This is a genomic window from Paenibacillus sp. 2TAB19, from assembly GCF_052115185.1.
In the GTDB taxonomy this organism is placed as follows: domain Bacteria; phylum Bacillota; class Bacilli; order Paenibacillales; family Paenibacillaceae; genus Pristimantibacillus.
Genome location: NZ_JBFRGE010000068.1, coordinates 21,645 through 34,824 on the forward strand (window position 1 = coordinate 21,645; position 13,180 = coordinate 34,824).

11 protein-coding genes are annotated in these 13,180 nt (G+C 50.9%); all 11 read right to left on the reverse strand.

Translation table 11 applies throughout. The features are described 5' to 3' along the window. Window positions 1–22 precede the first annotated feature (22 nt). Entirely contained in the window at window positions 23–1,663 is a 1,641-nt protein-coding gene (locus tag AB4Z33_RS23770) for a urocanate hydratase (protein WP_442052271.1), read from the reverse strand. A 42-nt stretch (window positions 1,664–1,705) separates the two neighbouring features. Beyond that, the gene (locus AB4Z33_RS23775) at window positions 1,706–2,506 is read right to left on the reverse strand and encodes a DUF427 domain-containing protein (RefSeq protein WP_442052272.1); all 801 of its coding nucleotides are present in this window, start codon (window positions 2,504–2,506) and stop codon (window positions 1,706–1,708) included. Further along, window positions 2,506–3,831 (reverse strand): LLM class flavin-dependent oxidoreductase, encoded by a 1,326-nt coding sequence (locus AB4Z33_RS23780; RefSeq protein ID WP_442052273.1) that lies wholly within the window; start codon window positions 3,829–3,831, stop codon window positions 2,506–2,508. Before AB4Z33_RS23780 ends, AB4Z33_RS23775 begins: the two co-directional genes overlap by 1 nt. Next, window positions 3,824–5,149 carry an LLM class flavin-dependent oxidoreductase gene (locus AB4Z33_RS23785; RefSeq protein WP_442052274.1) on the reverse strand — a complete coding sequence of 442 codons (1,326 nt, stop codon included), beginning with the start codon at window positions 5,147–5,149 and terminating at the stop codon, window positions 3,824–3,826. Before AB4Z33_RS23785 ends, AB4Z33_RS23780 begins: the two co-directional genes overlap by 8 nt. Window positions 5,150–5,269: 120 nt before the next feature. Next, window positions 5,270–6,157, reverse strand: coding sequence for an ABC transporter substrate-binding protein (locus AB4Z33_RS23790; protein WP_442052275.1), 888 nt, complete (start codon window positions 6,155–6,157; stop codon window positions 5,270–5,272). 16 nt (window positions 6,158–6,173) lie between these two features. Beyond that, window positions 6,174–6,827, reverse strand: coding sequence for an ABC transporter permease (locus AB4Z33_RS23795; RefSeq protein WP_442052276.1), 654 nt, complete (start codon window positions 6,825–6,827; stop codon window positions 6,174–6,176). Continuing rightward, complete coding sequence (locus tag AB4Z33_RS23800) at window positions 6,824–7,981, reverse strand: betaine/proline/choline family ABC transporter ATP-binding protein (protein WP_442052277.1); 1,158 nt, start codon at window positions 7,979–7,981, stop codon at window positions 6,824–6,826. The genes AB4Z33_RS23795 and AB4Z33_RS23800 overlap by 4 nt, the downstream gene beginning before the upstream one ends. Before the next feature lie 280 nt (window positions 7,982–8,261). Beyond that, on the reverse strand, window positions 8,262–9,533 hold the full coding sequence (locus tag AB4Z33_RS23805; protein WP_442052278.1) for an NtaA/DmoA family FMN-dependent monooxygenase: 1,272 nt from the start codon (window positions 9,531–9,533) through the stop codon (window positions 8,262–8,264). Beyond that, a complete protein-coding gene (locus AB4Z33_RS23810) occupies window positions 9,523–10,689 on the reverse strand; it encodes an LLM class flavin-dependent oxidoreductase (protein WP_442052279.1) in 1,167 nt (388 codons plus the stop codon). Before AB4Z33_RS23810 ends, AB4Z33_RS23805 begins: the two co-directional genes overlap by 11 nt. A gap of 223 nt (window positions 10,690–10,912) precedes the next feature. Next, the gene (locus AB4Z33_RS23815) at window positions 10,913–11,677 is read right to left on the reverse strand and encodes an IclR family transcriptional regulator (protein ID WP_442052280.1); all 765 of its coding nucleotides are present in this window, start codon (window positions 11,675–11,677) and stop codon (window positions 10,913–10,915) included. Window positions 11,678–11,852: 175 nt separating this feature from the next. Further along, window positions 11,853–13,124, reverse strand: a complete 1,272-nt coding sequence (locus AB4Z33_RS23820; RefSeq protein WP_442052281.1) for an S-layer homology domain-containing protein — start codon at window positions 13,122–13,124, stop codon at window positions 11,853–11,855. Between the last annotated feature and the right edge of the window lie 56 nt (window positions 13,125–13,180).

Genomic DNA, 13,180 nt, shown 5'->3' on the forward strand with positions numbered 1-13,180 from the left:
TAGTGAAAGTGTGCAGCTCATATCAATCGGCGTTAACGCGCCGTATCCCTTTTTTGTCGATTTCGTCGAACGATTCTTCGTAGCCGGCATCGGCGTAACGAAGCACGCCAAGGCCTGTATCATTAGTCAGCGCCGTCTGCAAACGTTCCTCCGTCGCCTCTGCTCCGTCGGCTACGATCGTAATTCCCGCACTGGTCATGAAGCCGGCATAACCGCCGCCTCCCGAATGGATGGCAACCAAATCGGCCATCGACGAGCAGCTCATCATCGCATTCAATAACGGCCAATCAGCGATGGCATCGCTGCCGTCCTTCATTCTCTCCGTCATAATCGTCGGATGCGCCATTGCACCGGCATCCAGATGGTCGCGGGAAAAGGCGATCGGTCCCGAAAGCTTGCCTTCTCTGACCATTTGGTTAACCGCTAGCGCCAGCTTCGTTCGGTCGCCGTGCCCGAACCAGCCGATTCGAGCAGGCAGCCCTTCCACCGGCACGTAGGCGTTAGCCAACCCGATCCAGTTGGTCACGATATCGTTGTCCTTGAATTCGTCCAAAATATACTCGTCGATGATGCGAATATCTTCCTTATTACCGCTAAGCGCGATCCAGCGGAAAGGTCCGATTGCTCTTGCGAACAGAGGGCGCAGAAACGCTTCGGTAAATATATCGATGTCGAACGCACTGGGCTCTCCGTATTTGACCGCTTGCGTTCGAATGTTATTGCCGTTGTCAAAAACGATCGAGCCGCGCGCTTTAAATGCGAGCATTGCGCCCACTTCCCTAGCGATGGAAGCTCCCGCGTCGTCTTGCAGTTTTTGAGGCTCCGCTACTCTAGCTGCAGCGGCCTCGGCGACCGAATAGCCGCTTGGAATGTAGCCGTATAGAAGATCATGCGCCGACGTTTGATCGGTAACGATATCCGGAATGATGCCTCTTTCCAGCAGCTCCGGATAGACATCCGCCGCATTGCCCAGCAGCCCGACCGATACGCTTGAACCGCTCGCCTTCGCTTCGTCGATCCAGCGCAGCGCTTCGTCCAAATCGCTGGTCTTGCGCTCCAAATAACCGGCCGCGATTCGCTTGTCCATTCGCTCCTCCGACACCTCGACGCATAGGATAGCCGCTCCCGCCATCTTCCCTGCAAGCGGCTGCGAGCCTCCCATCCCGCCTAGTCCCGCGGTAAGGATAAAGCGGCCGCTTAAGCTGCCTCCGAAATGCATTCTTGCGATGCACTGAAAAATTTCATAGGTACCTTGAAGCACCCCCTGCGAGCCAATGTACTGCCATGCGGCAGCCGTGAGCCCGCCCCAGATGATCAGCCCTTTTTCCTGAAGGAAGTAGAAGTTGTCGCTTGTCGCCCAGCGTCCGACGATGTTGCAATTGGCCATAATGACCAGTGGAGCGCGCACATGCGTTTTGAACAAGCCGATCGGCTTGCCTGATTGAATGACAAGCGTCTCGTCCTCCTCCAGCGTCAGCAGCGTGTTCACGATGGCGTGATAGGAAGGCCAGTTGCGAGCGGCCTTGCCGAGCGATGCGTACACGATAAGTTCCTTTTGGTTTTCGCCGTTTTCCAGTACGTTTTCCAGCATGCGGAGCAGCGCCTCCTGGCGCCAGCCCTTGCAGCGAAGCTCCGTTCCTCTTTGCGCTTTAATCAAGTCCATTCGCGATGCTCCTTTCTAGATGTTGCAAGACTATTCCGGGAATCAGATGCCTTTCAAATACAGATGCTCGCCTTCGACGGGCTCCCACTTCTCCCCGTCGATATAGAAAGCCTCCGCCTTCTCCTGATAGAAACCAATCAAATCCTTCAGCTTGTGAGCTTCAGGAGCAGGAGCCGAATAACTAACTGCAATTTCTTCTTTGAGTCCGTTTATGTCCGCCGTCCATATCTCCGAAGTTCCCTTATATGGCGAGTATGCTGTTTTGTCGGTCAACGTAAGCTTATCCAGCCTCACGTCCTCCTTCGGCAAAAAATATCGCGGGGCCATTCCCGTTTCGAAAAGAATAACGGGCTGCCGGCTCTCGGCAAACGTCTCGCCATTAACGACGACTTTAATCGAACGAGTACTATGCAGCGTATCGATGCGTACTTTGGGATCGCGCGGGAAACCGAATACTTGCTCGTTCTCCTCGAACACCTGAACTTTTTTCCAATAGAAAGCGACGTAGCCTTTCAGAAAAGCGCTTTTTTCGATCGGATCCTCGTACGTCCAAATCGCGTTCTGCGCCAGCTCGCCATCTACCTTTATGTGCCAATAGGAAGCGGTCCCCTTCAAATTGCAGAATGAGCTGCGGTCGGTTTTCACCAGCCACTGCTCATTAACATCCGATAGCGGAAAATAATAGACGGGCACAACCTTCTCTTCGCGCACCAAAATAACATGTTCGCTCTCTGCGATCGTCGCACCGTTAAAGACTACCTTCACTTTACGTTTTACCGGCTCGTAACCGATCGTCCGTTCTTTGACGGCAGGCAGMTCGCACAACAAATCTTGGTTTTCCATTATAAAATCGCCTCCTTTATTTTCAGTCCAAGCTGCTCGCGCAAAGTTCCTTCCGCGTACGCTTGCTGAACGAGACCCCGCTTTTGCAATTCAGGCACGACAAGCTCTACGAAATCTTCCAACCCTCCAGGCGTATGCGAAGGTATGATGTTAAAACCGTCGGCAGCGCCCGATTCGAACCAAAGCTCCAACTGATCGGCAATCGTTTGCGGCGAGCCGGTAATCTCGAATGCGAGCTTCGATTTGGAGAAGCGTTGATAGAACTGGCGTATCGTCAGGTTTTCCTTGGCGGCCAAGGCGGTTATGCTGTCCAGGCCCGTTTTGCTTTTGTTGAATGTATCGCGGTCCGGCAATGCCGGCATTGGACCGTCGAGCGGCAGTACGGACAAATCGATGCCCAAGCTGCTAGACAGCGAATCCAGCCCGACTTCGGGCAGCACCAGCTCGGCCAGCTGCGCTTCCTTCTCGGCCGCCTCCTCATCCGTCCTTCCGACAATAAGGAACACGCCCGGCATTACCTTTAATTGCTCCGGCTGTCTTCCATATGCAGCAAGTCTGCTCTTGAACGCATTGTATTGCGCTACCCCCTCTTCCAGCGTTCGCGGGGTCGTAAACACGATATCCGCCCGCGAGGCGGCAAGCTTCATACCGGCCTCCGAGGATCCTGCATGAACAATAACCGGACGACCTTGCGGCGAACGGCCAAGATTGAGCGGACCTTTGACGCTAAAATGTTTCCCCTTGTGCTCAAGCGGCTTCAGCCTGCTCGTGTCGGCAAACACGCCCGTTTCCTTATCGGCAACGAAAGCCCCTTCCTCCCAGCAGTCCCATAGCCCAAGCGCGACGTCGACGAATTCCTGCGCGCGCTCATATCGCTCCGCATGCGTAAAATGGGTTTCCCTTCCAAAATTGCGCGCTTCCTCGTCGTTCGTCGAAGTAACGATATTCCATGCCGCCCGGCCGTCGCTCAGATGATCGAGCGTCGCGAGCGACCTCGCCGCGTGGAACGGCTCATGATAGCTGGTCGATAAGGTTGCCGCAAGCCCGATATGCTCGGTAACCGCGGATAATGCCGACAGCAAGCCGATGGGTTCGACGCTTTGAAAATTAGCCGTATGTTTGATCGCAAGCTCGGATTCGAATATGCATAATTTATCCGCAACGAAAAAAAGGTCGAACAATCCCCGCTCCGCCGCTTGAATCAAACGCTTGTAATAGTCCAACTGCAATAATTGGTCGGATGCAGCCTCCGGATGCCTCCAATTCGCCAAATGCGTCGAAGAGGTAAAGGCGCCAAGCAGCATTCTATCGTTTCTTTTAACCATTTGCTTTCTCTCCTCCCGATAAGGCATAGCGGTTCGCTGGACGGCTTAGCCCCAAGTTTTCCCGCAAGGTAGGCCCTTCGTATTCCGTTCGGAACAATCCTCTTTGCTGCAGCAACGGAATCACGTTATCGACGAATTCATCCAGCCCGCCTGGCAAATAAGGCGATGTAATATTAAAGCCGTCAGCCATGCCGCTTTCAAACCGCAGCTGCAGCTCGTCGGCAACCTGCTCGGGCGTCCCTACGATTTCCCACATCGAAGCCTTCATTAGGTCGGTATATAACCCGCGAACCGTTAACCCGCTCGATTCCGCCTCGATTAGCTTGGCTAACAGTCGTTTATTCATTTGGTCCGAAGCAAGCGTATCGGCCAGCTTAGGAAGCGGCTCATCCAGCGGATAGGCGGAGTAATCGACTCCGAATAAGTCCTGCAAGCGCGATAGGCCAAGGCCTTCCGGAATCAGGCTGTCCAGCAGCTCCGACTTCGACCGAGCCTCTTCCTCCGTCTGCCCGACGATGACCAATACGCCAGGCAAAATGTTCAAATCATGCGCTTGGCGTCCGTATTTGGCTAATCGATCCTTGAAGCTGGCGTACAGCTTCTTCGCGTCGCCCGGCGATTCCGGCGATACGAATACCGCATCACCGTTCCGGGCAGCCTGCTCCTGGCACGCCTCCGAAGCTCCCGCGTATACGATGACCGGATTGCCTTGGGGCGGACGAGCGGCGTTGAGCGGTCCTCTAACCGAGAAATGCTCGCCGGCATGATTAAGAATATGGAGCTTATCTGAATTGGCGAATACGCCGGTTTCCTTGTCGACAACGAAGGCATCGTCCTCCCAGCTGTCCCAGAGCCCCTTCACGACCTCAACGAATGCATCCGCCCGCGCATAACGCTTGCCATGCTCCAAATGCGATTCTCTGCCGAAATTCCGGCCTTCCTCGTCATTCGTAGACGTCACGACATTCCATGCCGCCCTTCCGCCGCTAATATGATCGAGCGATGCCAGCTTGCGCGCCGCGTGAAAAGGCTCGTTATACGTCGTGGAAAGCGTGCCAGCAAGGCCAATATGCCGGGTTACTGCCGCTAAGGCCGAAAGCAGCGCAAAAGGCTCCATTCGAATGTAGCTCGTATAGGTACGCATCGCTTCATGATCGAATACGGCCAATTTATCCGCGACAAAAAACATATCCATTTTGCCTCTTTCGGCGGTTTGTACGACCTTCTTATAGAAGGAAAAACGGTGACGCTCCGCATCACCGCCCGGATAACGCCAGCTGCCGTTATGGTTAGTCGAAAGAAATGCATTTAAAATCATGTGCTTGGGCCGATTGGTCATATCGTTCCACCTCATTTTCTTGTCAGTAAAGAGAAAAGAGCCATTTTGAGTAAAGCGGCTCTTTTCTGCATTGATTTTACCTAGCGAATTCGCAGGCAATTATAGCAATCCGTTTTCCTCAAGCCATTGCTTCGCCACGTCGGCTGCCAGCTTTTGCTCGATATCTACCTGCTCGTTCAGCTTCTGCATCGCTTCGTCATTGATTTTGCCCGCCAGTTTAGCGTATACGTCCTTAAGCTCGGGATGAGCTTCAAGCGTTGCTCCTTTTACGAAAGGCACCGCATCGTAAGGAACGAAAGCATTTTTGTCGTCTTCGATAATGACGTTGTCGGTCGAAGGCAATGTGCCCGAAGTGGATAACGTCGTGAAAATATCGATTTGACCATCTTCGGCTGCTTTGAACTGCAAGCCCGGATCCATCGTTTTGATTTCTTTGAAATTCGTATTGTAAATTTTATTAATGAGCGGCAAGTCATCTTCGCGGGTAATGAAAACCTGTGAAGCGCCAAGCACCAATTCTTGCGACTGCGCGGCGACGTCGGTCAAATTTTTGATGCCGCGCGCTTCCGCTTTGTCTTTCGGCATGACGAATACCAACGTATCGTTAAAGCCGATTTTGTCCAGCACCTCGACGTCGTTTTGCTCTTTCATGCCTTTCTTGACGATGTCGTAGGCTTCGCTCGGCTCGTACACCGGTTCATGCTTCAGCACGTTCAGCAATGCCGTTCCCGTATATTCCACGTAAGTATCCACTTCGCCGGACTTGATGCCGTCGTACAGCAGCGTATCGTTCAGCTTGACGATTTTCGTAGACAAATCCGTTTCCTTCTCGATCAGCTGCGCCACGATGTTAGCAAGAATATCCTGCTCTCCGAAGCCTTTCGTCGCGATTGTAATCGTTCCTGAACCAGAGGATTTAGATGAAGAGCAAGCTGCCAGCATAATAACCAAAATCAAGCTTATTGCAATTCCGAACCATTTTTTCATATGAATACAAACCCCTTTATCGTTTATTCAACGTATGACGCAACCCTTTGGGCGTCAGCAGTCGGTATAAGACAAACAAAATAATGTTGGCGACGATAACAAGCAGCGATACCGGCAAAGCCCCTTCCAAGAGCGTAATCGTATTGATCGAGGCCAGACCGCGGGTAATAATGTCGCCGAGTCCGCCCGCTGCGATATAGGAAGCAATGGTCGCTCCGCTAATGGCATGCACGGCTGCCAATCGGATGCCGGCCATAATGTAGCTGCGGGCAATCGGCATTTGAACCTTCCATAGCAGTTGCCCTCTGGTCATTCCCATGCCGACACCGGATTCAATGACGGATTGGTCAACCCCTCTAATGCCCTCATACGTATTCTGAAGAATCGGGAGCAGCGCGTAGAGCGTCAAAGCTATGACGGCCGGCTTCGTTCCAATCCCGACAATCGGAATGAGAAAGCCGAATAATGCCAAGCTTGGAATCGTCTGAACGACGGAAATAGCGGTAAGAATCACTTTGGCGAACCGTTCATGGCGCGTACAGTAGATGCCAAGCGGAATGGCGATTAGACATGCAATCGCCACGGAGATGAAGGCAACGTTAACATGTTCGACCGTTTTGGCGGCAATTTCGGGCCAATCCCGAGCCAGCCTTTCGAAAAACAGATTCACGCCTTCACCTCCTCGGGAAGCAGCTTAGCGGCAGCCGCCTCGATGATACTCGCTTGGCTAATAACTCCGCCGATATGATCGTTTTTCCCGAATACGGGAATGATGGCATTCCGTTTGAGAGCTTGCAGCACTTCGCTTAGCGAAGCATCAGCAGCAATAGGGGCTGCTTTGACGGGCTGCAGATCCGACAACAAGGCAGTTCCGTCGAGCTTATTCAAGGCACGCAGTTCCAGTGCGGACAAGATACCTGTGTAAACCTTGTTTTCATTTAATACAATCAGAGCTTCGGCCCTTGTATCGTCCGCCACCTTAACCGCTCTAGCAACGGTATAGTCGTTTGATATGAAGACGGGCTCCGTTATGAAATCGCATGCTGTAGCCGGGTGATTCGCGAAGCGGTTATCCACTTTGGCCGCATAACGCTCCGCTCCGACGAACTCCTTCACATAATCGCTTGCGGGATTGCGCAGCAGTTCATCGGGGGCACCGATCTGTTCGATCTTGCCATCCCGGAGCAATACGATGACATCCGCGATCTTTAAGGCTTCATCGATATCATGCGTTACGAAAACGATCGTCTTGCCAACCTTCTGGTTCAGCCCGATAAGCTCGTTCTGAAGCTGAACGCGGCTAATCGGATCAAGCGCGCTGAAAGGTTCATCCATTAAAATGATTGACGGCTCCGAAGCAAGCGCCCTGGCTACACCTATGCGCTGCTGCTGTCCGCCGCTAAGCTCATGGGGATAGCGGCGCCGGAACTTCTCCGGTTCAAGGCCGACCATTTGAAGCAGTTGGGCTGCACGATCAGCAAGCTCCTTCTTCTTCTTCGCTGATTTCAAGCGAGGAACTATCGTAATATTGTCTTCGATCGTCATATGCGGGAATAACCCGATCTGCTGAATGACATATCCGATATCGCGGCGAAGCAAGACGGGATCGAGACTGCCGATATCTTTTCCTTCCACGAGGATCGTACCGGCATCGGCATCCACCAGACGGTTGATCATTTTCAGCAGCGTTGTCTTCCCGCAGCCTGATGGTCCGATAAGCGTTAAAATTTTCCCTGTCGGAATCGACAAGTTGAAATTTTCTAACACGTTGCCGGCTCCGTAGCTTTTGGTCACGTTTCTGAAGTCAATCGCCGTTGCGCTCATGCATGTATCCTTTCTCCTATCAAATTTTAACCATAATTTCCGATGAGTTTAGTTGGTTTAATATTCGAAAAAATAAATAATCGAATCAACCTTTGCCAAATAAGAGAATGGAACACCTCCCGATGGAGCTCTATACCATCTGTATTAAACACCCTCCATTGGCATGGTTGGATTATTTATCACTTAATGATAATCAATTATTATTAATTAAATATATTTTAAAATCGCCGTTCTGTCAACCCACTATTCCAATCGGATTAATAGTTTTATCATTGTAAAGCTAATGGCTTCGTTCTGGCAAACCCAAGTGTTCGCGCAGCGTCGCCCCCTCATAGTGGTTGCGGAATAAGCCCCTGCGTTGCAGGACAGGAATCGCCAAATCCACGAAGTCGTTTAGACCACCCGGCAAATACGGCAACATAATATTAAAGCCGTCGCTGCCCTCTTTGTCCAGCCACTCCTCCATATAGTCGGCGAGCTTCTCGGGTGTCCCGACAAAAGACAGATGGCCCCGGGAATCGGATATTTTTCGGCTCAGCTCCAAAATCGACAGGTTTTGTTTGGACGCCAGTTCCGCTAATTGGCTGCGATACGCCAAATCATCATGCGTCAAACGAGTGCCTGGCTTAGGCAACTCGGGCAGCGGTCCGTTCGGATCGTAACCCGAGAGATCAAATCCGAGACTTTGCGAAAGGCTGTTAATGGACAGGGTTGGATGAATCAGACTCGATAGATAGGCCTGCTTCTGAAGCGCCTCTTTTTCGGTAGCCGCTATGATCGGGCGCAAACCCGGCAATATTTTGATATCGTCGCGATTTCTTCCGAATGGAGCCATTTGGTTTTTGACGTTCGCGTAAAAGGCTCTTCCTTCTTCCAGATTGGAGAAGGTCGTAAATACGGCATCGGCCGTCTTCGCGGCTTGACGCTGGAATTCGGCCGATCTACCGGCCTGGATAATCAAAGGCTGCCCTTGCTCGGATGCAGGGATATTCAACCCATCGTTAACTTCAAACCACTTGCCCCGATGATGAAAAGCCGCTTCGGAAGAGGCCCCGCTTCGCCAAAGCTTCTTAACCAGCTCGATATATTCGTCCGTACGCTCATAACGATCGGCATGGCTCATCGCTTCCCGCTTGAACAGATTGTCATCGTCTTTGCCGATCGTGCCGGTCACCGCATTCCAAGCTGTTCGGCCTCCGCTTAACAGATCGGCAGTCGCCATCTTGCCGGCAATTTGGGAAGGCTCCATATAACTCGTATTTAACGTACAAATGAGACCTATTCTTTCGGTGTGCGATGATAACGCCGAGATAAGCGTTAACGGCTCAATGCCTCTTGTAAGGGCATGCTCGGCGATTCGGTCTCCCCGCTCCTGACCCGGCAAGGATAAGGCATCGCCAAAAAAAAGCATATCGAGCTTGCCGCGCTCGGCCGTGCGCGCCAGCTCCTTATAAAACTCGAGCGTAAAGATACCTTTCGGATCAAGCTCCGGATGACGCCATGTATTGACCGTGGACATGATGGCGCTTAATATGAGCCTTTTACCTGCCATCGTCGCCATTCCCCTTCCTTTGTTGTTCTTCAGTAAGAGAATACAGTCTATTTCCCGGACGCGATAATCCGATGTTTTCTCGAAGAGATTGGCCTTGATAGCTTCGTTGCACGATACCCTTCTGCTCAAGCAAAGGAATGACTTGTTCCACGAACGCCTTCACATGCGCCATCAACGTCTCCGATGAAAGAATGAAGCCATCGACCGCTTGTTGGTCGAACCAGTATTGCAATTCATCCGCCAATTGCTCAGCCGTGCCGGATAGCAGAAGCAGAGGTTTCGCTTCTCGTCCTCGTTGGTCGCTTCCAATAAGATCTTGCTTGTCTCGTTCTGCCACACTTTCCATCGACTCCGTTACTTCAATCTTAATGAGCGCAAACTGTCTCGCTTCCGCTTGCCTGTTCCGCAGTTGAAGGCGACGCTTTATTTTCCCATTTCTTTCGATAGCGTCTGCGAAGGATGCCGGGCGCAACATAACAATATCCGCCCAACATGCCGCGTAATCATCGCTTAAAGCAGACTGCTCTTCCGTCGCCAGCACAGGATACCCTTGCAGCGGACGCGGAATGCTAAGCGGCCCTGCAACGTTAAAGTGCCGGCCACGATGATCGATCGTGCGTACGCGATCGCGATCCAAAAAACGGCCGCTTGCTTGATCCGCCAATATCGCCTCATCGTCCCAGCTGTCCCACAGCTTCATCGCGACATCGAAGAACTCCGCTTTCCGCTCCTCGCAATCTCCAGCCGTTTGCCCTGATGCCAATTGCCATCCTGCCCTGCCGCCACTGGCATGATCCAAGGACGATAACGATCGCGCGACATGGAATGGCTCATTACGGCAAACAGCCGCTTCGGCTATGAGGCCGATATGGCTCGTTATTCCCGCTAGATAACCCATTAATGAATAGCCGTCTAGATGAATGGGCGAATTGGAAAAGGGTTCTACGGCAATAGGGGCTCCAGACGCCGGATCCCTCTCCAGTATGAATGCGAAAGCCGCCGATTCGGCTAGCTGGACCTTTTGTCGGTACCAACTTCTCCATTCGGCCGCAGCCGATCGGCTCTGAGCCTGCCTATCCTGTTCCCCGATGCTCGTGCCCGCGTCTCCCAAAGACAGCGCGAATAGAAGCGGTCTTTCACTCAAGCTATGATTCAACGCGTTCACTCCCTTGCGACCAAATACGAATTAGAGTTTTAATTAATTATCATTATTAGATATTTAAATATTACATATCGATAATATTAGTAAATATATAACCATTCATTTCGTCTGTCAACAACTTTTCACAGTATTCTTATCCGAATTAAACAAACAAAAAAACAGGACTGTCCCTAAAGGTGTTTTAACCTTTTGAGACAGCCCCGTTTTTGTAAATTCACTATATAGGTTCCGAATTTCCGCTTGCCTGCATTCCAAATTTTCGGGATAGCTGTTGAGCCGCGTGCCAGACAAGCCCCTCGTTGTCCGAATCCTTCACGAATCTAAAGTTAGGGCCGGCAATGGAAATGCTGGCAACAACCATGTTGTAGCTGTCGAGGATCGGAGCCGCAATTGCAAATACATCCGAATCAACTTCCCCATGCGTAACGGCAACTCCCTTACTGCGAATAGAAGCAAGCTCTTCCCGTAAATCTGACGGAGACCCGGTATAACCTTCCGCCTCTATATCCTTAATAAACTTTTCCTGGAACTTCTGATTTTCATAAGCTAAAATGACTTTCCCGGATGCGCCAAGATGCAAGGGCAGCGAGCGTCCGTCTTCAATAACAAACTGAATCAATTCGCGGCTTTTGACATGCTGAATGCAAATGGCATTGATTCCAGAGCGAATGAACAGCAATGAAGTTTCATGCGTTTTTTCCGTCAATTCCTGCATAATCGGCAATGCCAATGAAAGCAATTCCCTATAGGTTTGCTGCGTAAGACTTCTTGCCAAGTCCAATATCCGCAGTCCCAAGCCTATTTGACGCTTTCCTTTACGCTCTACAATGCCGTTCTGTTCCAGCGTCTGAAGAAAGCGGTAAGTCGTGCTCTCGGRCAAACCTGCCTTATCCGCAATTTCAGTAACGGATAAAGTGCCGTTCGATTCGGCCAATGCGAATAAAATATCGAGCGCACGGCTGAGCGTTTGCGTTCCGTTCATTTTACAACCTCCATTTACGTCCATACAATCGATCGTTTCATGCAGATATGAAATCTGGTTAGTTATAACAGGTTGCAACCTCTCAAAAAGTATAGTTAACCGTCAATAAAATAGCAATGCTTACTCACATAGAAAAAGAGCCTGCTCTTAAGCAGACCCTTCCCCTATTTCAAATTTATTGTGCCGCTGGAACGGTAAATACCGTAGCCGACAAATAAGTGCTCTCCATGTAACCGATATCGACGATAAATGTTTGTTCCTTATCCGTTGCTTTGAATGGCGTGAAGCGGAACGTCACCTTATTGGCTTTGGCATCGTATTCTCTCGATGTAATCTCAATCGGAGTGTACTCTCCGTCCACATCGTAAGAAAGATCGACTTCATCGATATTCATATTCGCCTTGTACGTTTTGCCGTCATACTCGTATTCAAACCAGTCCGGTTCGTCGATAAAAGTAAATTCGATAACGCCGTTGCTGCTTGTGATTTGTTTGATATTGTTGTAGTCCAAGCGTACTTTCTGAACGCCGACAATCGCTCCGTCTGCTTGCGACGTCGCGACAACCTCGAATTCGCCAACCCAGAAATACCAGCCAATCGTTAAGCGGCCTGTGTTCGGATCGATGCGAATACCGTAGTCCTCGCCGTCACTCCACGCTGGAAGCTCCGTTTTGAACGGAAATCTAAGGCTCCATGTCACTTTCTCGCTGTCACCCGTATACGTATACGGATAGAACTCCTTCAAATCTTCCAGCGCATAGTCGAGAACGATGTTCTTCACGCCTTTGATCGTGGTCGAAATATCTACTTTCAGCGGAGGAAGCTGAGTTGGATCGGAAGGCGCTTCAGGGCGTACCTTCAACTCCGTCATCCCTGCATCCTTTATATTCTTAATGAACTGGACCGCTTCGGCGCGAGTCAACAGCCCTTCGCCTTGGTAACCCTTGATCGTTGCGGAGTCTTTGCCTTTGGATAGGTTGTTGGCCAGCAAATAATGAATAGCGTTATTGCCTTCATAATTCACGCCGTTAGCGCCTGCAATGATCTCGGCGACGGACAGTCGGCTAATCGATTTGCTGCGGATCTCCTTGCTGTCTGCACCCTTAACCGGGTAATTGAATGCATCGACGGATTGATAGACTGCATCAGTCCAATGTGCTCCTGCTGCCGTCTCGCCTACTTCGACTTTGAACGCGCCTAGCAATATCTTCACAAACTCTGCTTCAGTTACGAGTTTGTTCGGCTTGAACGTACCGTCTGGATAACCATTAACAATCTTGTTGGCTTGTGCCCACGCAATCGTGTCCTTCGCCCAGTGGTTCCCTACGTCGGAATACGACGCCGACTCGGCTTGTACGGTTGGTACCAAAGCGATGAATAGAGAAAGAATAAGAAATAATGAAACCGTCTTTTTCGTAAAATGGCTTGCTGCTGTTCTAACTGTCACATGAACGACTCCCATCCCAATAATTTACTAATACATAATACATCAGGGATGTACGT

What these genes read in the sequence shown, in the direction of transcription:
- AB4Z33_RS23770 (WP_442052271.1), bottom strand. Translation starts at nt 1,663, where the DNA reads ATGGACTTGATTAAAGCGCAAAGAGGAACGGAGCTTCGCTGCAAGGGC.
- AB4Z33_RS23780 (WP_442052273.1), bottom strand. Translation starts at nt 3,831, where the DNA reads ATGGTTAAAAGAAACGATAGAATGCTGCTTGGCGCCTTTACCTCTTCG.
- AB4Z33_RS23785 (WP_442052274.1), bottom strand. Translation starts at nt 5,149, where the DNA reads ATGATTTTAAATGCATTTCTTTCGACTAACCATAACGGCAGCTGGCGT.
- AB4Z33_RS23790 (WP_442052275.1), bottom strand. Translation starts at nt 6,157, where the DNA reads ATGAAAAAATGGTTCGGAATTGCAATAAGCTTGATTTTGGTTATTATG.
- AB4Z33_RS23800 (WP_442052277.1), bottom strand. Translation starts at nt 7,981, where the DNA reads ATGAGCGCAACGGCGATTGACTTCAGAAACGTGACCAAAAGCTACGGA.
- AB4Z33_RS23805 (WP_442052278.1), bottom strand. Translation starts at nt 9,533, where the DNA reads ATGGCAGGTAAAAGGCTCATATTAAGCGCCATCATGTCCACGGTCAAT.